The sequence below is a fragment of the Cellulomonas sp. McL0606 genome (assembly GCF_058248365.1).
Window position 1 is genome coordinate 2,642,876 of sequence record NZ_CM177779.1, and the last position, 23,314, is coordinate 2,666,189.

General features: G+C 71.7%; 14 protein-coding genes and 3 pseudogenes. 8 read left to right on the forward strand and 9 right to left on the reverse strand.

The window, feature by feature from the left end; genetic code table 11:
* Window positions 1–32: 32 nt before the first annotated feature.
* From AC38ZX_RS13620 to AC38ZX_RS13630, 3 genes and pseudogenes are all read right to left on the reverse strand, one after another.
* Complete coding sequence (locus AC38ZX_RS13620) at window positions 33–389, reverse strand: VOC family protein (RefSeq protein WP_491294869.1); 357 nt, start codon at window positions 387–389, stop codon at window positions 33–35.
* Between the two features lie 43 nt (window positions 390–432).
* Window positions 433–3,098, reverse strand: a pseudogene (ppdK, locus tag AC38ZX_RS13625) (pyruvate, phosphate dikinase).
* A gap of 126 nt (window positions 3,099–3,224) precedes the next feature.
* On the reverse strand, window positions 3,225–4,691 hold the full coding sequence (locus tag AC38ZX_RS13630; protein WP_491294870.1) for a helix-turn-helix domain-containing protein: 1,467 nt from the start codon (window positions 4,689–4,691) through the stop codon (window positions 3,225–3,227).
* Window positions 4,692–4,998: 307 nt separating this feature from the next.
* Here AC38ZX_RS13630 and AC38ZX_RS13635 point away from each other — a divergent pair, with 307 nt between their 5' ends.
* Together AC38ZX_RS13635 and AC38ZX_RS13640 are read left to right on the forward strand one after the other, a co-directional pair.
* Entirely contained in the window at window positions 4,999–5,484 is a 486-nt protein-coding gene (locus AC38ZX_RS13635) for a cysteine dioxygenase (RefSeq protein WP_491294871.1), read from the forward strand.
* Window positions 5,481–5,888 carry a rhodanese-like domain-containing protein gene (locus tag AC38ZX_RS13640; RefSeq protein ID WP_491294872.1) on the forward strand — a complete coding sequence of 136 codons (408 nt, stop codon included), beginning with the start codon at window positions 5,481–5,483 and terminating at the stop codon, window positions 5,886–5,888. The genes AC38ZX_RS13635 and AC38ZX_RS13640 overlap by 4 nt, the downstream gene beginning before the upstream one ends.
* A 9-nt stretch (window positions 5,889–5,897) precedes the next feature.
* Here AC38ZX_RS13640 and AC38ZX_RS13645 read toward each other — a convergent pair whose 3' ends face one another.
* Entirely contained in the window at window positions 5,898–6,575 is a 678-nt protein-coding gene (locus tag AC38ZX_RS13645; protein WP_426592457.1) for a response regulator transcription factor, read from the reverse strand.
* 200 nt (window positions 6,576–6,775) lie between these two features.
* Between AC38ZX_RS13645 and AC38ZX_RS13650 the strand changes: the two genes are divergently transcribed.
* The 5 genes from AC38ZX_RS13650 to AC38ZX_RS13670 all read left to right on the forward strand — a co-directional run bounded on the left by AC38ZX_RS13650 (window position 6,776) and on the right by AC38ZX_RS13670 (window position 15,570).
* The gene (locus AC38ZX_RS13650; RefSeq protein ID WP_491294873.1) at window positions 6,776–6,994 is read left to right on the forward strand and encodes a hypothetical protein; all 219 of its coding nucleotides are present in this window, start codon (window positions 6,776–6,778) and stop codon (window positions 6,992–6,994) included.
* Window positions 6,948–9,848 carry a hypothetical protein gene (locus AC38ZX_RS13655; protein ID WP_491294874.1) on the forward strand — a complete coding sequence of 967 codons (2,901 nt, stop codon included), beginning with the start codon at window positions 6,948–6,950 and terminating at the stop codon, window positions 9,846–9,848. The genes AC38ZX_RS13650 and AC38ZX_RS13655 overlap by 47 nt, the downstream gene beginning before the upstream one ends.
* A 171-nt stretch (window positions 9,849–10,019) precedes the next feature.
* Window positions 10,020–12,737 carry an endo-1,4-beta-xylanase gene (locus AC38ZX_RS13660; protein WP_491294875.1) on the forward strand — a complete coding sequence of 906 codons (2,718 nt, stop codon included), beginning with the start codon at window positions 10,020–10,022 and terminating at the stop codon, window positions 12,735–12,737.
* On the forward strand, window positions 12,665–14,524 hold the full coding sequence (locus AC38ZX_RS13665; RefSeq protein WP_491294876.1) for a sugar-binding protein: 1,860 nt from the start codon (window positions 12,665–12,667) through the stop codon (window positions 14,522–14,524). Before AC38ZX_RS13660 ends, AC38ZX_RS13665 begins: the two co-directional genes overlap by 73 nt.
* Window positions 14,521–15,570 carry a LacI family DNA-binding transcriptional regulator gene (locus tag AC38ZX_RS13670; RefSeq protein WP_426592460.1) on the forward strand — a complete coding sequence of 350 codons (1,050 nt, stop codon included), beginning with the start codon at window positions 14,521–14,523 and terminating at the stop codon, window positions 15,568–15,570. The genes AC38ZX_RS13665 and AC38ZX_RS13670 overlap by 4 nt, the downstream gene beginning before the upstream one ends.
* 4 nt (window positions 15,571–15,574) lie before the next feature.
* On the opposite strand, the gene AC38ZX_RS13675 is transcribed toward AC38ZX_RS13670, so the two are convergent.
* The 5 genes and pseudogenes from AC38ZX_RS13675 to AC38ZX_RS13695 form a co-directional block, all read right to left on the reverse strand.
* Window positions 15,575–16,537 carry an acetylxylan esterase gene (locus tag AC38ZX_RS13675; protein WP_426592461.1) on the reverse strand — a complete coding sequence of 321 codons (963 nt, stop codon included), beginning with the start codon at window positions 16,535–16,537 and terminating at the stop codon, window positions 15,575–15,577.
* A gap of 40 nt (window positions 16,538–16,577) precedes the next feature.
* Window positions 16,578–18,874: pseudogene (locus AC38ZX_RS13680) on the reverse strand (beta-xylosidase/alpha-l-arabinosidase).
* Window positions 18,875–18,888: 14 nt separating this feature from the next.
* A complete protein-coding gene (locus tag AC38ZX_RS13685; RefSeq protein ID WP_426595954.1) occupies window positions 18,889–19,725 on the reverse strand; it encodes a carbohydrate ABC transporter permease in 837 nt (278 codons plus the stop codon).
* 44 nt (window positions 19,726–19,769) lie between these two features.
* Complete coding sequence (locus AC38ZX_RS13690; protein WP_491294877.1) at window positions 19,770–20,795, reverse strand: carbohydrate ABC transporter permease; 1,026 nt, start codon at window positions 20,793–20,795, stop codon at window positions 19,770–19,772.
* 10 nt (window positions 20,796–20,805) lie between these two features.
* Window positions 20,806–22,110: pseudogene (locus AC38ZX_RS13695) on the reverse strand (ABC transporter substrate-binding protein).
* A gap of 168 nt (window positions 22,111–22,278) precedes the next feature.
* Here AC38ZX_RS13695 and AC38ZX_RS13700 point away from each other — a divergent pair.
* Window positions 22,279–23,253 (forward strand): LacI family DNA-binding transcriptional regulator, encoded by a 975-nt coding sequence (locus AC38ZX_RS13700; RefSeq protein WP_491297428.1) that lies wholly within the window; start codon window positions 22,279–22,281, stop codon window positions 23,251–23,253.
* Window positions 23,254–23,314: the final 61 nt, after the last annotated feature.

The window sequence follows — 23,314 nt, forward strand, 5'->3', positions numbered from 1 at the left end:
TCGTAGACGAGGCGTCGATCCCTGAGCCCGGGTCAGGCTCCCCAGCACAAGCAGAACGGGTGGCCGACCGGATCCTCGTAGACCTGGAACCCGCGCGGGCCGTCGGCGGCCTGCAGCAGCACCGCGCCGGCGGCCAGCGCGTGCTCGTGCGCCGCGCGGATGTCGTCGACGTACAGGTCGAGGTGCACCTGCTGCGGCTCGCCGTCCGGCCACCGCGGCCGCACGTGGTCCGGCGCGAGCTGGAACTCGAGGCGCGGCTCGCCGTCGACGAGGACGGTGTGCCACTCGTTGTCGGTGGACACCGTGCCGCCGAGCAGCGCCGCCCAGAACGCACTCTCGACCGCGAGGTCGGGCGTGTCGAACACCACCACCTGACGTCTGATCTTCACAGGTCCATCGTGACAGCGCGGTGCTCGGGTCGCGCGGCCCGGCTCAGGCCACCGCCGCCCGGCCCGCCTCGAGGCGGGCGATCGGGACGCGGAACGGCGAGCACGAGACGTAGTCGAGCCCGACGTCGTGGAAGAACCGGATCGACTCCGGGTCGCCCCCGTGCTCGCCGCAGACGCCCAGGTGCAGCCCCGGCTTGGTCGCCCGGCCGCCCTCGACGCCCGCACGGACCAGCCGGCCGACACCGTCCGCGTCGAGGGTCTCGAACGGGGAGATCGTGAGCACCCCGTTCTGCAGGTAGTCGGCGAAGAAGGCCCGCTCGACGTCGTCGCGGGAGAACCCCCACGTGGTCTGCGTGAGGTCGTTGGTGCCGAACGAGAAGAAGTCGGCCTCCTCGGCGATCCGGTGCGCGGTCAGCGCCGCCCGCGGCAGCTCGATCATGCAGCCGATGGGCACGTCGAGGGGCACGCCCGACTCCTCGGCGACGTCGGCGAGGACCCGCTGGGCCTCCTCGCGGACGAGCTGGAGCTCGCGGACCGAGCCGACGAGCGGCACGAGGATCTCCGGTCGGGGGTCGCGGCCAGCGCGCAGCAGAGCGACCGTGGCCTCGGCGATCGCGCGGACCTGAAGCGCGAACAGGCCCGGCAGCGTCAGCCCGAGGCGCACGCCGCGCAGGCCGAGCATGGGGTTCTGCTCGTGCATGCGTCGGACCGCCGCCAGGACCGCGACGTCGCGGTCGTCGCCCTCGCCCGTGGCCACCCGGACGGCCAGCTCGGTGAGGTCAGGCAGGAACTCGTGCAGGGGCGGGTCGATGAGCCGGATCGTCGTCGGCAGCCCGTCCATGGCCTCCAGCAGGCCGACGAAGTCCTCCCGCTGCAGCGGGAGCAGGTCGGCCAGAGCGGCGGGTGCGTCGACGGCGTCGGCGAGCACGAGCCGCTCGATGTACGCCCGGCGCTCGCCCAGGAACTGGTGCTCGGTCCGGCACAGCCCGATCCCCTGGGCCCCCCGGGCGCGGGCGCGCTGCGCGTCCTGCGCGGTGTCGGCGTTGGCGCGGACCTGCATCCGGCGGACCGAGTCGGCGTGCCGCAGGACGCGGTCGACGGCCGTGACCAGGGCGCGGGACTCCGGATCGGTCGCGGCGGCGAGCCCGGCGTCCAGACCGTCGGCGACGTAGACCATGACGGGCGAGTCGACGACCGGCACCGCGCCGAGGAACACCTCGCCCGTCGACCCGTCGAGCGCGATCGTGTCACCGGCGTGGAGGACGACGTCACCGAAGCGGACCGCCGACCCGTCGACGAGCATGTCCTCGGCGCCGACGACGGCGCACGTCCCCATGCCGCGCGCGACGACCGCCGCGTGCGAGGTCTTGCCGCCGCGGGCGGTGAGGACGCCGTCGGCGACGATCATCCCCTGCAGGTCGTCGGGGTTCGTCTCGCGCCGGACGAGGATCACGTGCGCCCCGGCCTGCGAGCGTTCCACCGCCTGCGCGTTGTCCAGGACGATCTCGCCCACCGCCGCGCCCGGCGAGGCGGGCATCGCCCGCGTGAGCAGGCGGCGGGCCGCGGCCGCGTCGAACTGCGGGAACAGCAGCTGGCTGAGCTTGTCGCCCGTGCAGCGCGTGATCGCCTCGTCCATCGTGATCAGCTCTCGTCCACCAGCTCGGTCGCGATCCGGAACGCGGCGGCTGCGGTGCGCTTGCCCACCCGCGTCTGCAGCAGCCAGAGCTTGCCGCGCTCGATGGTGAACTCGATGTCGCACAGGTCCCGGTAGTGGGTCTCGAGGCGTCGCATCGCCTGGCGAAGCACCTCGTACGACGTCGGGTCGAGCAGCTCGAGCTCGGCGAGCGGGAGCGTGTTCCGGATGCCCGCGACCACGTCCTCGCCCTGAGCGTTGGGCAGGTAGTCGCCGTACACGCCGACCGCGCCCGTGGCCGGGTCGCGCGTGAAGCACACGCCCGTGCCCGAGGTCCCGCCGAGGTTGCCGAACACCATGCTCACCACGTTCACGGCCGTGCCGAGGTCGTTCGGGATGCGCTCCCGGCGTCGGTACAGCCGGGCGCGGTCGGTGTTCCACGAGCCGAGCACCGCCTCGATCGCCATGTCGAGCTGCTCGCGGGGGTGCTGGGGGAACTCGCGGCCGGTGCGCTCGAGGACGATCTCCTTGAACGTGTGCACCACGACCCGCAGGTCCTGCGCGTCGAGGTCGACGTCGGTGGCGGCGCCCACCGCGCTCTTGCGCTCCTGCAGCGCCTTCTCGAACACGTCGCCGTCGATGCCGAGCACGGTCTTGCCGAACATCTGGATGAGGCGGCGGTAGGAGTCCCACGCGAACCGCTCGTCGCCCGAGAACTCGGTGAGCCCCTTCACGGAGGCGTCGTTGAGCCCGATGTTCAGGACGGTCTCCATCATCCCGGGCATCGAGAACTTGGCCCCGGAGCGCACGGACACCAGGAGCGGCTCGTGGAAGTCGCCCAGCCGGCGCCCGAGCGCGTCCTCGATCTCCCGGACCGCGAGCGTGACCTCGACACGCAGCTCGGCCGGGACGTGACCGTCGCGCATGTAGGCCCGGCACGCCTCGGTGGTGATCGTGAAGCCCGGCGGCACGGGCAGGTCGAGGTTCGTCATCTCGGCGAGGTTGGCGCCCTTCCCGCCGAGCAGGTCGAGCTGGTCCTTGTCGCCGTCGCAGAACCTGGACACGTACCTGGCCATCGTGGGGCTCCCCGTCGTCAGGGGCTGCGGGTGGCGCAGCCGTTCCTTCAGACTTCAGGGCCCGTCCCGACGAGTTCTACCCCTCATCGCGACGAAGAAACAGTGTTCTTGCTCTCGGCGTCAAGATCAGCCCACATCTGCCGGGGCGTGCCGGTCCAGGAACCCGTACACCTCGCGGGCGTCGACGCCCGGGAACGCTCCGGTGGGCAAGGCGGTGAACACGTGCTGGTGCACCCGCGCGCTCGGCCACGAGGCGTCCTGCCAGCGCGCCGTCGCCGACGCCCGTGGTCGGCGGCAGCACGCCTCGTCGGGACACGTCGAGGTGTGCCGGACGGTCGTGTCCCGACCGCGGAACCAGCTGGCCGACGAGAACGGAACGCCGATCGTGATGGCGAGCTGCCCCTCGGTGCCCGAGCCCGTCTGCGTCGAGCACCAGAAAGTCCCGGCCGGGGTGTCGGTGTACTGGTACGACTCCGACGACCGGTCCCGGCGGGTCAGCGCGCGGCGCACGCCCCAGCTGCGGCAGACGCGCTGGCCCTCGATCGCGCCCGTCACGTCGGTGGGCAACGGCAGCCCGTCGTTCGCGTAGGCGCGGTAGATCGCCCCGTCGCCGCCGATCCGCAGGAAGTGGACCGGGATGCCGAGGTGGTGGGTGGCCAGACAGGTGAACCGCTGGGCGGCGGCCTCGTGGGTCACGCCGAACGCGTCGCGCAGGTCCTCGATCGCCAGGTCCTTGTCCCTCTTGGCCTGCTGCAGGTGCTCGACCGCGGCCTTCTCGGGCATCAGCGCGGCCGACGCGAAGTAGGTGATCTCCATCCGCTGCCGCAGGAAGTCCTCGTACGACGTCGGACGCTCGTGGCCGAGCACGCGGTGGGCGATCGCCTGCAGCGCGAGCGAGCGAAGCCCGTGACCGCCCGGGATGGAGGCCGGCGGCAGGTAGATGCGGCCGTGCGCGAGGTCCGTCACGGTCCGGGTCGAGCTCGGCAGGTCGTCCACGTGCACGATCACGAACCCGAGCTGCTCCGCCATGCGGGACACGGCGCGGTGCGTCAGCGCGCCCGCCGTGTACCCGGCCGCCCGCACCATCTCCTGGGCGACCGTCTCGATCTCCGGCAGGTAGCTGTCCCGCGCCTGGCGCTCGAGGCGGATCTGCGTGTTCGCCCTGCGCGCCTCCTCGGGGGTCGCGACGGCCTCGAGGTCCCGTCGCGCGAGCTCCGAGTGCAGTCCGACCAGCTGTTCGAGCACGGGCAGCGGCAGCGCCTTGCCCGGCCGCACGGCGGGCAGCGCGAGCCGCTCGAACCCCGCCGACCGCTGCGCCCGGTCCAGGGCGATCTCCAGACCGGCGCGGCGCGACGGGGGCTCGGCGTCGAGCAGGTCGGCGACGCCGACGTCCAGCGCCTCGGCGAGGCTGCGCAGCAGGGCCAGTCGCGGCTCGCGCCGCCCGTTCTCCAGCAGCGACAGCAGGCTCGGAGTCACGCCCACCCGCCGTCCGAGGTCGTCGAGCGTCAGCCCGTGCGCGGTGCGCAGGTGCCGGATGCGCCGCCCGATCGTGAGCGCGTCGGGCTCGTTCGCGGGCCGGTCCTGATCAGCCATGGCGTTGACCTCCGGTCAAGAACCGCGATTCTTGCATCCGTAGGGCGATTCGGCTAGGTCACCCTCACGGCCGTGTCCGGCATGCAAGACGATGCGCGCCCGTCATTGACCGCGCGGTCCGAACGGCTCCACTACGCACGCCTCACCTTCGGCACAGCCTCTCGACCAGGACGGAGCACCTCGTGACCCTCACCGTCATCGGCCGCGCCGTCGCGTCGCGCTCCTGTCCGGCCCGCTGTCAGCACTGACACCCGGCCAGTCCGGCCGTCCGCGGTCGGAGCACAGACGCATCCCCCGAGAGACGACCATGACCCAGCTGTCCGCACCCCCTGTCCTCGACGTCCGCGCCCTGAGCGCGCTGACGCAGTCCATCGCCGCCCGGCCCGAGCTGTGGCGCCCGCTCGTCCGCTTCCAGGAGAGCGGCCGGTGGTGGACCCGCCTCGACGCGCCTGCCGGCGTCGACGCCTGGCTCATCACCTGGCTCCCCTCGCAGGGCACCGAGCTGCACGACCACGGCGCCTCGTCGGCGGCGTTCACCGTGGTCACCGGCACGATCACGGAGTTCCGGCCCGTCGACACCGGCCTCGCGGCTCGGGCGTTCCCGGCCGGGCAGACCCAGACGGTGGACCCCGGCGACCTGCACGACGTGCTGAACGCCGGCACCGAGCCGGCGGTCACGATCCACGCGTACTCGGTCCCGCTGACGCGCATGACGTACTGGGCGCGCACCGCCGAGGGCCTTCTCGTCCGGTCCCGCACCGTCGAGACCGACGAGCCGGAGTCCGACCGATGACGCGCACCATCGACGACGTGCTCGCCGAGGCTCGGGCACGTCTGGTGCGACTGTCACCGCGCGAGGCCTGGGCAACCCTGGACCGCGGTGCGCTCCTGGTCGACATCCGCCCCGCGGCCCAGCGCGCGGCCGAGGGCGAGGTCCCGCAGGCCGTCGTCATCGAGCGCAACGTCCTCGAGTGGCGGCTCGACCCCGCCAGCGCTCACCGCATCGCGGCGGCCACGGGCTACGACCTGCACGTCGTCGTGCTCTGCTCCGAGGGCTACACCTCCAGCCTGGCCGCGGCCGCGCTCGCCGACCTCGGGCTGCACCGGGCGACGGACGTGGTCGGCGGGTTCCACGCGTGGGCCCGGGCCGGCCTGCCGACCACCGGGCGCGGGCCGCTCGTCGGCGCCCACGCCTGACCAGGGGCGTCAGCCCTCGTCGGCGGCGATCCGGTAGCCCATCCCGCGGACGGTGACGATCGTGCTGCGCCCGAACGGAGCGTCGACCTTGCGGCGCAGGTAGCTGACGTAGACCTCGACGACGTTCGGGTCCCCGTCGAACGCGGAGTCCCACACGTTGTCGAGGATCTCGGACTTGGTGACCACGTCTCCGCCCCGGCGCATCAGCAGCTCCAGGACGCCGTACTCGCGCGGGGTCAGCGCGATCTCCTGGCCGTTCCGCGTGACCCGTCGGCGAGCCGGCTCGAGTCGGAGGTCGTCGGCGGTCAGCACGACCGGCCTCTCGGGTGCCCCCCGACGGACGAGCGCACGCAGCCGGGCCAGCAGGACGTCGAACGAGAAGGGCTTGGCCAGGAAGTCGTCGGCACCGCGGTCGAACGCGCCGACCTGCACCTCGTCGCCCTCCCGCGCGGTCAGGACGAGCACGGGCGTCCACACCCCCCGCTCGCGCATGCCGACCAGGACGTCGCGGCCGCTGATGCCGGGCAGCATGAGGTCCAGCACCACCGCGTCGTAGGCGTTCTCGGTGGCGGCCCACAACCCGTCCACGCCGTCGCGCATGACGTCGACCGCGATCCCCTCACCCAGGAGGCCCCGCCGGACGGCATCGGCGATCGCCGGCTCGTCCTCGATGATCAGCACCTTCATCTGGCTCCCAGCGCCCGGGTCCGCCGCATCGATGGAGCCTACGTCGACCTCGGCCCCGACCGCAGCGTTGGGCCGAACGGGTGAACGCGCGTCGCGAACCCACGACGACGGGTCCGTTCGACCGGATTTGTCCGGATGCGTCGCGCACCCGTGTGTGACCTGAGACATATGGACACTGGTCCAGTTCCTACACTTCGCCGATGCCTGGATCCCGGCCCCGACCCTCCACGCGCGTGCCGCTCGTGGCCGCCGTCGTCGTGCTCGCGCTCGGCGCCCTCGTCGCCGTCGGGGTCGGGCAGGCGCTCGGGCTGCTTCCGCCCCGCCGACACCCCCGCCGCGATCGCACCGCCCACGAGCGTCGAACCGACCTCGATGGTCGCGGCGCCGAGGATCGCGACGATCTCCGTACCGGCCGGTGAACGCCTCTCGCTCGCGGCGTCCGCGGTGTCCGACGCCCTGGTCGACCGAGGCCTGCCGGCCCCGACGATCACGACGGGCGATGCGGACCTGTCCGTGCGCACCGTGCCCTCGTTCGCCGACTCCCCCGAGGCCTACCGGGTCCGGCAGGACGGCGAGGGCCACCTCGCGCTCGAGGCCGCCGGCGTCGACGGGGCGGCGGCCGGCCTGTACGGCATCGCCGACCGGATCCGGTCGGGCGCCGCCCTGGACACCACCGGCGCGACCCAGCAGCCCCGCCTCGGCCTGCGGTTGACGGACTCCGGCTCGGTCGGTCGCGAGGCGGACCCGGCGGCGTTCTCGGCCGGGACGGACTACTCGCTCAACACCGACGTCGTCGCCGGAGCCGTCCTGCCCGAGGCGCCGTGGGTGGACCAGGTCGTCGTCGACCGCATCGACGCGGAGTTCAAGCAGCTGGTCCAGCACGACCTGCGCGAGGGGTACAACGGCATCGTCGTGCCCGGGTTCCTCGAGTACGTCACGTTCAGCGGCGTCGGCGACGGCCACCAGGTGTACCCGCAGGGCGACCCGCACGTGGCCCGCGCGCAGGCGATGGTCAAGGCCTTCGGGCCCGTGTTCCGGTACGCCGCGGACATGGGCATGCACGTCTACCTGCTCACCGACATGCTCGCGGTCTCGCCGCCGCTCGAGGCGTACCTGCAGCGGACCGTCGGCGGTCTCGACGTGGACGACCCGGCACTGTGGTCCGTCTACCAGGCGGGGCTGGCCGAGCTGTTCGACTCATTGCCGTTCGTCGACGGGCTGATGGTCCGGATCGGCGAGGGCGGCGCCGTCTACCAGGCCGGCTGGGACTACTCCTCGAAGCTCGCGGTGACGTCGCAGTCGTCCGTGCAGGCGATGCTCAAGGCGCTGCTGGCGACGGCGAGCGAGCACGACCGCGACATCATCTTCCGGACCTGGACGGTCGGGGTGGGTGCCATCGGCGACCTGCACACCGACCCCGCGTCATACGAGTCCGTGTTCGGTGACGGGCCGGGCGGGATCGACGACCCGCACCTGATCGTGTCGACGAAGTACACGATGGGCGACTTCTACAGCCACCTGCCGCTGAACCCGACGTTGTCCGTCGGGAACCAGCGTCGGATCGTCGAGTTCCAGGCCCGTCGGGAGTTCGAGGGTTTCGGCGCGCTGCCGAACGACCTGGTCGCCGAGGAGGCGCAGGCGCTCCAGACGTTCCTGGCCGCGAACCCGCACGTCGAGGGCGTGTGGAACTGGACCCAGGACGGCGGACCTCTGCGCGCGGGACCCATGACGCTGTACCTGCGGACCGGGTTCTGGCAGATGTACGACCTGAACACCTACGGCACCGCGCGGCTGGCCTGGGACCCGTCGGCGGACCCGACCGAGGTGACGAGGGACTGGGTCCGGCAGACGCTGTCCGCCGACCCGGTGACGGCCGCGGCGATCACCGACACCCTCGGCCGCTCCCGCGACGCGATCACCACCGGCCTGTACATCCGCACCTACGCGAAGCAGAGCGTCAAGGCGCTGGGCCTCGAGCCGCCGCCGATGATGTGGATCTTCGAGTGGGACATCGTCACCGGTGACTCGGCGGCCCTCGACAGCATCTACGCCGTCAGCCGGACCGACCTCGACTCCGCGGTCGCCGACGGCGCCCACGCCACGGACGTCGCGGCACAGATGCGCGCCCAGGTCGCGAAGACCGACCCTGCGACCTGGCGCGACCCCGCGCTCTACCAGCACGTCGTCGACGCCCTCGACTACGAGACCGACCTCCTGGGCACCCTGGCCGCGTACCGCGAGTCCGTCCTGCGCCGGGTGCAGTGGCTCGACACGGGCAGCTCGGTGGCCTACGACCGGTGGCGGTCGGCCGAGCAGGCGTTCCGCACGGCGCGCGCCGAGCACGAGGCCCGCTACGCCGGCGACGTCGACCTCCCGGCCTACAACTTCACCGCCGCCGACCTCGGCGCCGCGCGCGCGGACCGCGACCCCACCATGGCGTGGCTGGCGCGGGGGCTGCTGGTCGCCGTGCTGCTGGTGCTGGTCCTCGGCGCGGTCCGGCCTCGGTCGATCGCCCTGCGCGCCCTGTTCGTCGCGACGACGAGGCCCTGGCGCCTCGGGGAGCTGGCCGCGCCGCCCAGGACCGCCACGGTCCGGGGTCGCGTCGAGCGGGTCCTGGTGTGGGCCGTCCCGGCGGTCGTTCTGGTGGCCAGCAGACTCGTCTACACCTGGTTCGCCGCGCCCGCGCACCTCGTCCTCACGCTCGGCTCATGGCTCATCCTGGTCGTCCTGCTGCGCCTGATGGTGGGTCGACGCGACCCGTTCCATCTCTGGGCGGCCCTGGGCGGCGTCGTCCTCCTGCGCACCGCGATCCTGCTCGGCGCCCTGGTGGTCCGCGGCCCGGGTCGCTACTGGTTCGGCTTCTGGACCGACCCCGCCGCGCGCACCGCCTACGTCACGGTCGCCTTCGCGGCGTTCTGCTGGTCGTTCGTCGTGATCGCACTGGTCCTCCGTCGCGCCTACGGCCTGCGACCGGCTCGGGCGGTCGGCTTCACGCTCCTCGCCGGCGGGCTCACGCTCGCGCTGGCGTCGGGCGGCGTCGCGGTCATCGGGCTCGAGCGCGCGCTGACCATCTGGAACGACCAGATGGCGCTCCTGCCGTGGGGGCTCTCCCGGATCCTGGGCATCACCGTCTACCTCGGGATCCCCACCTGGCTGCCGGCCGCGCTGGCGGTCGTCGGCCTGGTCGTCGCCCTCGCCGGAGTCGGCACGGCCCTCGTCGGACGTCGGACGACGGCCGATGCGCGCGCCGACGCAGCACCGTCCCCGCACTGACGCCACGCGCTCCGATAGTTTCGGACACAGTTCGGTCACAGGCGACGCTCCCTCCCTGGCCGATTCACCGGAATCGTGCGTAATCTGCCCGCTGATCCGTCCGCAGTGCGCAAAGGAGCGTTCATGAGCTGGACCCGTCGGCGACGCCGGCCGTTCGAAACTTTCGGAGTCTTGGTCGCGGCATCCGCGCTGGTCATCGCACCACTCGTGGTGGGACCGACGGCGACGATCGCCGCTGCGGCCGATGCCCCCGTGCTGGCCAGCACGTTCGACGGCGGCACCTACGCGCCCTGGGTGGTCAACGGCGGCGCGACCCTCGCGCTGGTCGCCGACCCCGGCGGAAGCGGCCAGTCGCTCAAGGTGTCGGGGCGGACGCACGCCTACGACGGCGTCGCCCTCGACCTCACCACGGTCCTGCAGCGCGACGTGAGCTACGCCATCTCCTTCAAGGCCCGGCTCGCCGACGCGGCGCAGCCCGCCGGTGGCGTGCACTTCACGGTCGACGACGGCAGCTACACCTGGGTCTCCGGCGACGGCGCGCTGACCGCCGACGCGTGGACCACGGTGAGCGGCTCGTACACGCTGGCCACCGGGGCGACGCCCGGCAAGCTCTACCTCGACACGTCCGGCGCCACGTTCCCGGACGTGCTCCTGGACGACGTGACGATCACCGGCCCGGCGTCCGGCGGCGGCGGCACCACCTGCATGCCGACGGCGGCCACGACGCTGGCCTCGGCCGACTTCACCGACTCGACCCTCGACGGTCTCTGGAACGACGGCAGCTCGACCGCGACCTTCGAGCCGGTCGACGGCAACCCGGCGGCCCGCATCACCGGCCGCGCGCACGACTACGACGGCCTGCAGACCGCGACCGGCGCCCTCTCGAGCCTGACGCCGGGTCAGACGGTCACCCTGTCGGCCAAGGTCCGGCTCGCCGGGACGACGTCGGCGACGACGTCCGCGCGCCTCGTCGTCAAGCCCGCCTACACCTGGGTGGGCAACTCCTCGGGCGTCTCGACGGCGGCCTGGACCACCCTCACCGGCACGTACACGGTGCCCGACACGGGTGTCGCCCCGGCGGACCTGCAGGTCTACCTCGGCACGGACGCCCTCTCCGACGGCACCGCCACGTACGACTACTACGTCGACGACGTGAGCATCACGCTGCCGGGCGTCGACTGCGGCGGGACGGGCGGCGGTGGGACCGGTGACACCTGCACCTACCCGACGTCCGACACGCTCGTGAGCACCGACTTCGAGAGCGGCCTGGACGGCTGGGCCGGACGCGACGACGGTCACGGCACCGCCACGGTCGCGGTGACCGACGGCGGACACGGCGGAGCCCACTCGGTCCTCGTCAGCAACCGGCAGGGCCAGGGCCAGGGCCTCGGTCACGACGTCACCTGCGTCCTGCAGCCCGGCACCGGCTACCAGTTCACCGGATGGGTGCGCTTCGGCGCCGGCCAGCCGACCGACGCCCTGTGGCTCAGCATCGCGGCCACCAAGGGCGGTTCGACCACCTACAGCACGCTCGCGCAGTTCACGGGCCTGACCAACAACGGCTGGACGCAGGTCTCCGCCAAGTTCACGATGCCGCAGGCCGACTCGGCCCTGCTCTACCTCGAGACGAGCTACCAGAACGGAGCGGCGGGGAACACCTCGGACCTCCTCCTCGACGACCTCTCGGTGACCAAGCCCACCGCGGCGACGGTCCAGGACCTCACGCCGATCAAGGACACCGTGCCGTTCGCGGTCGGTGCCGCGATCGACAGCCGCGAGACCTCGGGCGCCGCGTCGCAGCTGCTGGTCAAGCACTTCGACCAGGTCACGCCGGAGAACTTCATGAAGCCGGAGGCCTGGTACAACGCGGACCACTCGTTCGTCACGGAGAACGCCGAGGCCGACGCCCTCATGACGTTCGCCCAGCAGAACCACCTGAAGGTCTACGGGCACACGCTCGCCTGGCACAGCCAGACCCCGGACTGGTTCTTCCAGCACGACGACGGCACCTGGCTCACCAACAGCCCGGCCGACCAGGCGATCCTCTCGCAGCGCCTGCACGACCACATCAACGACGTGGCCAAGTACCTCTCCGACCGGTACGGCGCGTTCGGCAGCGCCACCAACCCGCTGTACGCGTTCGACGTGGTCAACGAGGCCGTCTCCGACGGCACCAGCGACCCCGACGGCCTGCGCCAGAGCCACTGGTACCAGGTGCTCGGTGAGAAGTTCATCGAGCAGGCCTTCCAGGACGCGAACGCCGCCTTCAACGGCACGTACGCGGCTCCCGGCGTCAGCCACCCGGTCACGCTGTTCCTCAACGACTACAACACGGAGCAGACGGGCAAGCAGGACCGCCTCTACGCCCTCGTGGAGCGGCTGCTGGCGGACGGCGTCCCGATCGACGGCATCGGCCACCAGTTCCACGTGAACCTCGCGATGCCGGTCGACGCGCTCGGTGCGGCGATCGAGCGGTTCGAGGGGCTCGGGCTGCGGCAGGCCGTCACCGAGCTCGACGTGCCCACCGGCACGCCCGTCACGCAGAGCAACCTGATCGACCAGGGCTACTACTACAAGGCCGTGTTCGACATGCTCCGCGCGCACTCCGCCGACATCTTCTCGGCGACCGTGTGGGGTCTCACCGACGGTCGTAGCTGGCGCGTCGCCGACGGCGCACCGCTCGTCTTCGACGACGACCTGCAGGCCAAGCCCGCCTACTACGGGATCACGGACCAGACGCTGCCCGCCCGGCAGCGCTCGGCGGTCGTGTTCCAGGGCGACGTGCCCCTGGGCGCCGGGGCGACGACGTCGCTGGAGTGGCAGAGCTGCCGCTGCACGCGATCGACGACCACTCCGCGTTCCAGCTGCGCTGGGCGACGGACCACCTGACGGCCTACGTGCACGTCACGGACGCCACCGCGAGCGCCACCGACGGCCTGCAGATCGACTACGCCGGCCGGACGCTCACGGTCCCGCGCACCGGTGCCGATCCCGCCGTCGCCACGGTGACGCCGACCGCGGGCGGGTACGACGCCGTCGTCACCCTCCCGCTCGACACCCCGGTCGCCGCCGGCGGCACGCTGCCGTTCGACGTCCGGGTGGTGGACGACGCCACGACGACCGGCTGGAACTCGCCGGGCGTCCTGGGCACGCTGCAGCTGGTCGAGCCGCTCTCCTTCGTCGAGATCCCGGAGGCCGCGACGGCTCCGACGATCGATGGTGCGGTCGACGCCGGCTGGACCTCGTCGGCCTCGGTCACGACGGCCAAGCAGGTCTCGGGCACGGGTGGGGCGAGCGCCACAGTGCACACGCTCTGGAAGGGGAACACCCTCTACGTCCTCGCGGACGTCACCGACCCGAGCGTCGACACGACGGCGTCCGACCCCTGGCAGCAGGACTCGGTCGAGCTGTTCGTGGACGCCGGGAACGCCAAGGCCGGCGGCTACCGCGCCGACGACACGCAGATCCGGATCAGCGCGGACAACCTCCTCTCGTTCGGCACGGGCGACGAGACGGCCCAGCGCGCACGCGTCACCAGCGCCACCAGCCGGACCGACCACGGCTACGTGGTCGAGGCGGCGGTGAGCCTGCTCGAGAACGGTGGGCTCGGGGCGTTCGAGGGCCTGGACTTCCAGGTCAACGACGGCACCGCCGGCACCCGGACGGCGATCCGCGACTGGGCGGACCCGACCGGCAACGGCTACCAGACGACCGCCCGCTGGGGCGTCGGCCGCCTGGTCGCCGCGCCGGCACCGCCCGCCGTCGCACCGGTCGTGACCACGCAGCCGGCCTCGACCACGGTCGGTCTGGGCGCCACGGCGACGTTCGTCGCGGCGGCGTCGGGTACACCGGTCCCGACGGTCACCTGGCAGCGCAACGTCGGCGGGGTCTGGTCGCCGGTGCCGGGCGCGACGACGACCACGCTCACCGTGGTCGGCTCGGCGGACGTGGACGGCGCGCAGTACCGCGCGGTGTTCCAGAACGCCGGCGGTTCGGCCACCACGAACGCGGCGACGCTCTCGATCAAGGCGGCCAAGCCCGTCGTGACCACCCAGCCGCGCTCGGCCGCGGGAACGCTCGGCTCGACGGTGACGTTCACCGCGGCCGCCTCGGGCTACCCGACGCCGACCGTGCAGTGGCAGCACAAGGTGTCGGGCTCCTGGCGTGACGTGGCGGGTGCCCGGTCGACCTCGCTCGTCGTCACGGTGGACCTCGGTCAGCAGGGCGCGTCCTACCGCGCGGTGTTCACCAACGCCGCCGGCAGCGCCACGACGGGCGTCGCGACCGTGACGCTGCAGGCGGCGAAGCCGACGATCCTGCAGCAACCGGCATCGGTCACGAACTCGCCGCTGCGCCTGACGTCGTTCCACGTGGACGCCGTGGGCTATCCCGCACCCCACTACCAGTGGTACGTGCGGCTCCCGGGCTCCACGACCTGGGCGCGGGCGCCGCTCGGCACGTCGGACACGTTGTACGTGCTGACGCTGCCGTGGTGGTCCGGCACGCAGGTGCGCGTGGTCGTGAGCAGCCCGCCGGTTCGGTCACCAGCTCGGCGGCCACCCTCACCGTGCGGCCGTGACGCGGTGACGACGACGGCGCCCCGGGGTCCCTCCGCCTCGGGGTGCCGTCGCCGGTGCTACCGTCCGTGGACAACGGCTCGGGAGGGAACGGCATGACGGCGGACGCGCAGGAGCGGGCCGACGACCACCTCCTCGACGGTCCGGTCACCATCGCGCTGATCGCCGAGCAGGCCGGGGTCTCCGCGCCGACGGTCTCCAAGGTCATCAACGGCCGAAAGGACGTCTCCCCGGCCACCCGCGCACGCGTCGAGGCCGTCATCGAGCAGCGCGGCTACCGGAGGCGTCGCGGACCCATCGGCTCGGACCCCGGGCTGCTGGATCTCGTCTTCCACGAGCTCGACTCGCCGTGGGCGCTGCAGATCATCACCGGCGTCGAGCAGGTGGCCGGCAAGAACCGCATGGGCGTGGTGCTCTCGGAGCTCGGCGGCGCGCACCGACCGAAGCAGGAGTGGCTCGACGACGTCCTGCGCCGCCGACCCCGCGGCGTGATCTTCGTGCTCTCCGAGCTCGACCCCGCCCAGCGACGGTTGCTGGGCACCCGGTCGATCCCGTACGTGCTGGTGGACACCGCCGGCGAGCAGCCGCCGGGCGTCCCGACCGTCGGTTCCGCCAACTGGGCGGGCGGTCTCGCTGCCACCCGGCACCTGCTCGGCCTCGGGCACCGGAGGATCGCGATGATCTCCGGACCCGCGGACGTGCTGTGCAGCCGCGCCCGGGTCGACGGGTACCGCTCGGCGCTCGAGGAGGCCGGCCTGCCGAGGGACCCGTCGTTGGTGCGCTACGGCGACTTCTTCGTCGGCGGCGGCTACACGCACGGCCTCAGCCTGCTGGACCGGCCCGACCGACCGACCGCGATCTTCGCGGGCTCGGACTTCCAGGCCATGGGCGTCCTGCGCGCCGCGCACGACCTCGGCCTGCGCGTGCCGGAGGACCTGTCCGTCGTCGGTTACGACAACCTGCCGGTGACCGAGTGGATCTCCCCCCGGCTCACCACCATCAACCAGCCGCTGCAGGAGATGGCCGCCACGGCCGCCCGCATGGTCCTCGCGCTCGCCCGCGGCGAGACCCCGGCGAACATGCGGATCGACCTGGCCACCGAGCTGGTCGTCCGCGACAGCACGGCCCCGCCGCGGGAGCCGTAGACCCTCAGCCCAACAGGTCGCGCAGCGCCCGGACAGCGTCCTGCTCGGCCTGCGGCCCGCCACCCTCATGGCCGTTGAACTCCCACTCGGTGAGCTGCTTGGGCCCCCGGTAGGAGTTGTACGCCGCGTACACCGTAGACGGCGGGCAGATCGGGTCCATCATGGCGACGCTGAAGAACGCGTCGGCACGCCCGCGGCGCGCGAAGTGGACGCCGTCGAAGTAGGCCAGCGTGCGTTCGACCTGGTCCGCCCGGTCGCGGTGGACCGCGAGGTAGCTGACGACCTCCGTGTACGGCTGGGTGTCCGCCACCCGGATCGCACGGGGGAAGTCGCAGAGGAACGGGACGTAGGCCACCACCGCGCGCAGGTCCGGGACCAGGCCGGCTGCGGCCAGGGCCGTCCCACCGCCCTGGCTGCCCCCGACGACGGCGACGCGGTCCGGGTCGACGCCGTCGAGCGTCCGGACCGCATCGACCGCGCGGACGGCGTCGGTGAACATGCGCCGGTAGTAGTACGTCGCCGGGTCCTCGATGCCGCGCGTCATCACGCCGGGGAACTGCGGGTGCCCGTCGTGCGGGTCCGCGGTGACGCCGAGCGACCAGCCGGAACCCTGGCCGCGCGTGTCCATGAGCAGGTGCGCGAAGCCGGCGGAGGACCACAGCAGGTTCTCGATCTCGTGTCCCCGCCCGCCGCCGTACCCGACGTACTGCACGACGGCCGGCAGAGGCCCGGACCGCTGCGCGGGCAGCCGCAGCCACGCGCGGACGGGCTGACCCAGGTAGCCGGGGAACGTCAGGTCGAACAGCTCGACCGTCTGCAGTCCCGTCTCGACGCGCTGCAGGGTCACCCCGGACCCCGCAGCGCGGCTCATCTCCAGCGTCTGCGCCCAGAAGGCGTCGAAGTCCGGGGGTTCGGTCGTGCTCCCCGAGTACGTCGCCAGCTCGGCGCGGGGCATGTCGGGCAGCATCGGCCTCAGCTCCTTCGTGGTCCGTGCGGGCGGGGGAAGGCTACCGCGCCTCGGTCACCGTCCAGCGCGGCGACGAGCCCGTGACCGGGTGGACCGGACCGACGAGCGTCGTGCGCCCCTCGACGTCCCGCTGCGCGCTCGTGCCCACCCACAGGTCGAGCTCTCGCCGGGCTCGACGACCCGGCGCATCGACCGGTCGGCGAAGGCCAGGCGCGCGGCCGGCACGTCGAACGTCACGGTCGCCTCCTCGCCGGCGGCGAGCCGGACGCGGCGATAACCGAGCAGCTGCGCGACGGGTCGCGTCACGGAGCCGACCAGGTCCCGGCCGTACAGCTGCACCACGTCGTCACCGGCCGTCGCGCCCGTGTTGGTCACGCGGACCTCGACCACGACGGACCCGTGTGTCGGGTGCTCCGCGGCGACGACGAGGTCCTCGTGCGCGAACGTGGTGTACGACAGGCCGTGGCCGAACGGCGCGGCCGGGGTCGAGGACAGGTTGGTGACCTCCTGGCCCTCCCCGAGCGCGGGGTGCAGGTAGGAGTAGGGCTGCGCACCCGCGGACCGCGGCAGGCTGACCGGCAGCTTGCCCGACGGGTTGACACGCCCGGACAGGACGCCCGCGATCGCGCCGGCACCCTCCTCCCCCGGGAAGAACGCCTGGACCACGGCGGCGCACCGCTCGATCGCCCAGTCGACCGCGTAGGGCCGGCCCGTGACCAGCACGAGGACCACGGGGGTCCCGGTCGCCAGCACGGCCTCGACCAGCTCGCGCTGCACACCCGGCAGCTCGAGGTCGTCGCGGTCGCAGCCCTCGCCGGACGTCCCGCGGCCGAACAGGCCGGCGTGGTCACCCACGACGAGCACCGCGACGTCGGCGGCGGTCGCGGCGGCCACGGCCGCATCGAACCCGGACCGGTCGTCGTCGTCGACGGCGCAGCCCGGCACCGAGACCACCGACGACGCGGGCAGCTCGGCACGGATCGCCTGGTCGACGGTCAGCGCCTCGATCCCCGCCTCGAAACCGGGGTGCTGGGAGAGCACGTGGTCACGAACGAGTAGCAGCCGTACAGCGCCTCGGTGCGGTCGGCGTTCGGGCCGATGATCGCGAGCCGTGGTGTCCCGCGCAGGGGCAGCACGCCTTCGTTGGCGACGAGCACGACGGACTCCTGCGCCAGCCGGCGCGCGAGGTCGCGCTGCTCCGGCGTGTCCAGGTCGACGACGGCGGGCGGGTCGTCCTCGAAGGTGGCGTCGAGCAGACCGAGCTCGTCCTTCTGGCGGAGCACCCGCAGCACGGCCCGGTCGACGAGTGCCTCGTCGACCTCTCCCGCGTTGATCCGGTCCACCAACGGGCGCCCGTAGGCGTCGCCGGTCGGCAGCTCGACGTCGATGCCGGCGGCGAGCGCCTGGCCCGCCGCGTCGCCGAGGTCGCGGGCGACGTGGTGCAGGACGTGAAGGAACGCGATGCCGTAGTAGTCGGCCACGACGGTGCCGTCGAACCCCCACTGGTCGCGCAGGAGCCCGGTCAGGATGGTCGGGTCGGACGCGACCGGAACCCCGTCGATCTCGGTGTAGGCGTGCATGACCGAGCGGGATCCGCCGTCGAGGATCGCCATCTCGAACGGGACGAGCAGGACGTCGGCGATCTCGCGCGGCCCGGCGTGCACGGGAGCGAAGTTGCGTCCCGACTGCGAGCCCGAGTAGCCCACGAAGTGCTTGAGCGTGGCGTGCACGCCCCGCGACTGCAGGCCGCGGACGTAGGAGGTCCCCAGGGTGCCGACGAGGTACGGGTCCTCGCCGATGCACTCCTCGACGCGACCCCAGCGGGGGTCGCGCACGACGTCGAGGACCGGTGCCAGTCCCTGGTGGATGCCGAGCGTGCGCATCGAGCCGCCGATCTCGGCGCCCAGCTCCTCGATCAGCTTCCGGGTCGAACGCGGCGCCCCAGGCCAGCGGCGTCGGATAGGTGGCCGCGCGCCAGGCGGACAGGCCCGTGAGCACCTCCTCGTGCACGATCGCGGGGATGCCGAGGCGTGTCCCGGTGACCAGGCCACGCTGCAGGTCCCACAGCCACGCGGCCCGCTCGACCGCGTCCACGGGGCGGGTGCCGTAGGGCCGGGTGAGGTGGCCGAGCCCGTGGCGGATGAACTCGCTCAGCGCCGTGGGCGCCGCGAACTCGCCCTGCAACGGCGCGACGGCCTCACCGTCGCTCTTCTCCCAGAAGCCCACGATCTGCGCGAGCTTCTCCTCGAGATTCATGCGACCGAGCAGGTCGAGCACGCGCGCCTCGCGGGCGGGTGCGTCTGCGCCAGGGCGCGCGGAGATCCGGATGTCTGTCATGTGGTGGGTCCCCCTCAGCCCTTGACCGCGCCCTGGAGCCCGCCGACGATCCGTCGCTCGAAGAGCGAGAAGAACACCAGGGCGGGAATCATGGACAGCGACGTGAATGCGAGCACCTTGGCGGTGTCCACGGAGTACTGCGACGAGAATGCCTGGACGCCCAGCGGCAGAGTGAATGCGCTCTGGTCGTTGAGGATGAACAGCGGGAGCAGGTAGCTGTTCCAGCTACCGACGAACGCGAGGATGCCGGTCGTGATCACGCCGGGCAGCGACAGCGGGACGACCATCCGGAAGAAGAAGCCGAGCTTGCCGGCGCCGTCGATGGACGCGGCCTCCTCGATCTCGTCCGGGATCGCCCGCAGGAACGGGACGAGGATGATGATCGTCGTCGGCAGACCGAAGCCGATCTGCGGGAGGATGACTCCCCCGAGGTTGTTGATGAGCCCGATGTCGCGCACCAGGATGTACAGCGGCGTGATCGCGACGGTGATCGGGAACATCAGCCCGGCGGCGAACAGGGCATAGAGCGCCCCTCGGCCCCGGAAGCTGTACCGCGCGAGCACGTAGCTCGCCATCAGCCCGAACGCGACCACGAGCACCGACGTGAACAGCGCGACGATGACCGAGTTGCCGACCTCGCGCCAGAATGTCGAGTTCGTCAGGACGTTGACGTAGTTCGAGAACTCCCACGGCGACGGCAGGCCCGCGGGATCGGTCGTGATCTGCGCGTTCGTCCGGAAGCCGCCGAGGATGATGTAGAGGATCGGCACGAGCATCACGGAGACGAGCAGCAGCGCGATGAAGTACGTCGCCGGTCCGGCACGGCCGCCGCGCTTGCCGGACGTGCGGATGCGGGCGGGCGGCTTGGGCGCCGGGAGCTGGATCGTGGAGGCGGTCACCGTGCGGCCTTATCCGTGAGGGCGCCGGCCGTGTCACGACGCAGGACGAAGCGCTGGTAGACGAGCGCGATGAACAAGGAGATGACGAACAGGACGACAGCGACAGCGCTGCCGTAGCCGAAGTTCCCGGCGCCGCGGCCGTACTGCACCATGTACGTCGCCATCGTGGAGACGCCGGCAGTGCCCGCGACGTACTGACCCCAGATGATGTACACGAGGTCGAAGAACTGCAGCGATCCGATGATCGACAGGAACGCCCATATCCGGAGCGTCGGGCCGAGGAGCGGCAGCGTGATGTTGCGCTGGATCTGCCAGTAGCTGGCGCCGTCGATCTGCGCAGCCTCGAACAGCTCCTGCGGGATGTTCTGCAGCGCGGCCATGAACAGGATCACGGCGAACCCGATGTACTTCCACGAGATGATGACCATCAAGGTCCAGATGGCGATGTCCGGGTTGGACAGCCACTCGTTGGTGAAGTGACCGAGGCCCAGCTTCTCGAGCAGCCCGTTGGCGGCGCCATCGGTCGCGAGCATCAGGCTCCAGCCCGTGCCGACGATGACCTCGGAGACCACGTACGGGACGAAGATCAGGACGCGGATCAGCGAGCGCCAGCGCATCGGCCGGTTGAGCAGGAGCGCCAGGCCGATGGCGATCGGGCCCTGCACCAGCAGCGAGACGACGACGATGAAGAGGTTGTGCGACAGCGCTGCGTGGAACTCAGGGTCGGTCAGGATGACCTTGTAGTTCTTGAACCAGACGAAGTCCGTCGGCCTGCCGTACCCCTTCCACCTGAAGAAGCCGTAGTACGCGGCCAGGCACACGGGGAAGATGACGAAGCCGACGAACATGATGACTGCTGGCCCGGAAAGAACCGCGATCTCGATCCGCCCGCGCCAGCCCACGCCACGACGGCGTGGGCGGGCGGCGGTGGTGGTCGGAGCCGGCGGGTTGCCGGCTCCGACCACCGAGCGGTCGTCCTGCGAGTTCTTCACGGCCAACGGGTTGACCGGTGAATCGCTCATGACGTCCTGCCTATCCCTTGGCAGATGCGCTGTTGACCGCGCTGATGATGTCGGCGACGGAACCCTTGTCCGCGAGGAGGTTCACCACCGCGGTGTTCAGGGCGTTCCCGACGTTCGCGCCGTACAGGGTGTCGAGCCACTGCGAGACGTAGGGCGCGCTGTTGAACGCGTCGATGACCGACTTGATCAGCGGGTCGGTGACGGCCGCCTGAGCGTCCTTGTTGACCGGCGGCGCGTTGAAGGCCGTGTAGTAGGCCTTCTGGACGTCGGCGGAGGCGAGGTAGTTCAGGAAGTCGGTGCAGGCCTTCTCGGGAGCCTTGGCCGAGCAGGAGTAGCCGTCGACGCCACCCATGATCGCCTTCGGGTCACCCTTGCCGCCGGGCACCGAGATGAACGGGTAGAAGCCGAGGTCGGGCAGCGCCTTCGCGTCCGGCGTCAGCGAGCCGATCACGCCCGGGTCCCAGGCGCCCATGGCTCGGCGCCGGCCTTGTGGTTGGCGACGAGGCCGGCCGAGGAGCCGGCACCCTGCTGCGCCGAGGTCGTCAGGAAGCCGTCGTTGAACGCGCCGGTCGCCTTGAACGCCGTGAGGTCGTTGCCGGCCTTGGTCCAGCAGTCGTCCGTGAACTGCAGCGACTTGGCGGTCGAGTTCAGCGTGTCCTCGCTGCACTCGCGCAGCGCGAACCAGTAGTACCAGTGCGCGGCGGGCCAGGCGTCTTTGCCACCGAGCGCGACGGGCGCGACGCCCTGGCCCTTGAGGGCCGTGTTCGCGGCGTTGAGCTGGTCGAGCGTGGTCGGCGCCGAGGTGATGCCGGCCGCCTTGTAGAGGTCCTGGCTGTAGAAGAAGCCACCGGGCAGGACGGACACGGGCATCGCGTACGTCTTGCCGTCGATCGACTCGGCCTTGAACGAGCCCTCGCCGACGCCCGCCTTGGTCTCGTCCGAAATGTCGGCGGTGATGTCCATCAGCTGGCCGGCGTCGACCATCGCGGCCATCTTGCCGCCGCCGCGCTGAAGGAAGATGTCCGGCGCGTCGCCCGAGTTCAGGGCCGTCTGGAAGCTTGCCGTCGAGGTCCTCGTTCTGGACCGTCTGGATCTTGATCGTGACGCCCGGGTTGGCCGTCTCGAAGCTCTTCACCGTGTCGGTGAAGAACGCCGCGCCGGGGCCGGTCGTGGCGTTGGTCCACAGCGACATCGACACGGGCTTGGCGGCGTCCGCCGTGCCCGAGTCCCCGCTGCTGTTGTCGGAGCTGGAACATCCGGCGACCGCGAGCGCGATGCTCGCGCCGAGTGCGGTCAGAACCGCACCTCGCATCATCCTTGCCATGAAGGGGAACTCCTCTGTCGTCGTTGACGGGCAGGTCTAAGCCTGGCGATGGAGATTCTGCGACGGCCACCATGCCCTAGTCAATCGTTATCGATAACGTTTTCAACACGATCCGGCTACGTCTATGATCACCCAGTGGAGTTCCTGCCGCGTGTGAAGATGGCCGACGTCGCCCGCACCGCGGGGGTCTCCGTGGCGACCGTCTCCAAGGTCGTGAACGGTCGGTACGGTGTGGCGCAGACCACCGTGGACCACGTCCAGGAGGTCATCGAGCAGCTCGGGTACGAGGCGAGCCTCGGCGCGCAGAGCCTGCGCAGCCACCGCACGAACGTGCTGGGCATCCTGGTCGCCGAGTTCGAGCCGTTCTCCACCGAGCTGCTGAAGGGCGCCTCCGCGGCCATCGCCTCGACCGGCTACGAGCTGCTCGCGTACTCCGGCGGCGGGCGCGGCGCGGACGTCGGCTGGGAGCGTCGCTACCTGTCGCGGCTGTCGGGCACGCTCATCGACGGCGCCGTCATCGTCACCCCGACCGTCGTCGCCACGAACCACGGAGTCCCCGTCGTGGCGGTCGACCCGCACACCGGGCCGTCGGCACTGCCCACGGTCGACTCGGACAGCTTCGGGGGCGCGGTCCTGGCCACCAACTACCTGCTGGCCCTGGGCCACCGCCGGATCGGGTTCCTCGGCGGGCGGACCGACCTGGAGTCGGCCCGGCTCCGCGAGGCGGGGTACCGCCGGGCGATGCACGACGCGGGCGTCACGGTCGATGACTCGCTCGTGCGCATCGGCGGGTACAAGGCCGAGACCGCCATGCAGCCGGCCCGAGAGCTGCTCTCCCAGGAGAACCGGCCGACGGCCGTCTTCGCCGCCAACGACCTGTCCGCCATCGGGACGATCGAGGTCGCGCGAAGCCTGAACCTGCGGGTCCCCGACGACCTGTCGGTGATCGGCTTCGACAACATCCCCGAGTCGGCGCTGACGACACCGCCACTGACGACGATCAACCAGCCCCTGCAGCGCATGGGCGCGGAGGCCCTCCGGCTGCTCGTCGACCTCATCGACGGGGTCGAGCGCGACGTGCACGTGCGCCTGCCCACCGAGCTGCTCGAGCGGTCGAGCTGCCGGGCGCTGTGATCGGTCCCGCGAGCTGATCGACGGTTCCCGGCGCTCCGTTCGGTCGCGTCGACGACGCACC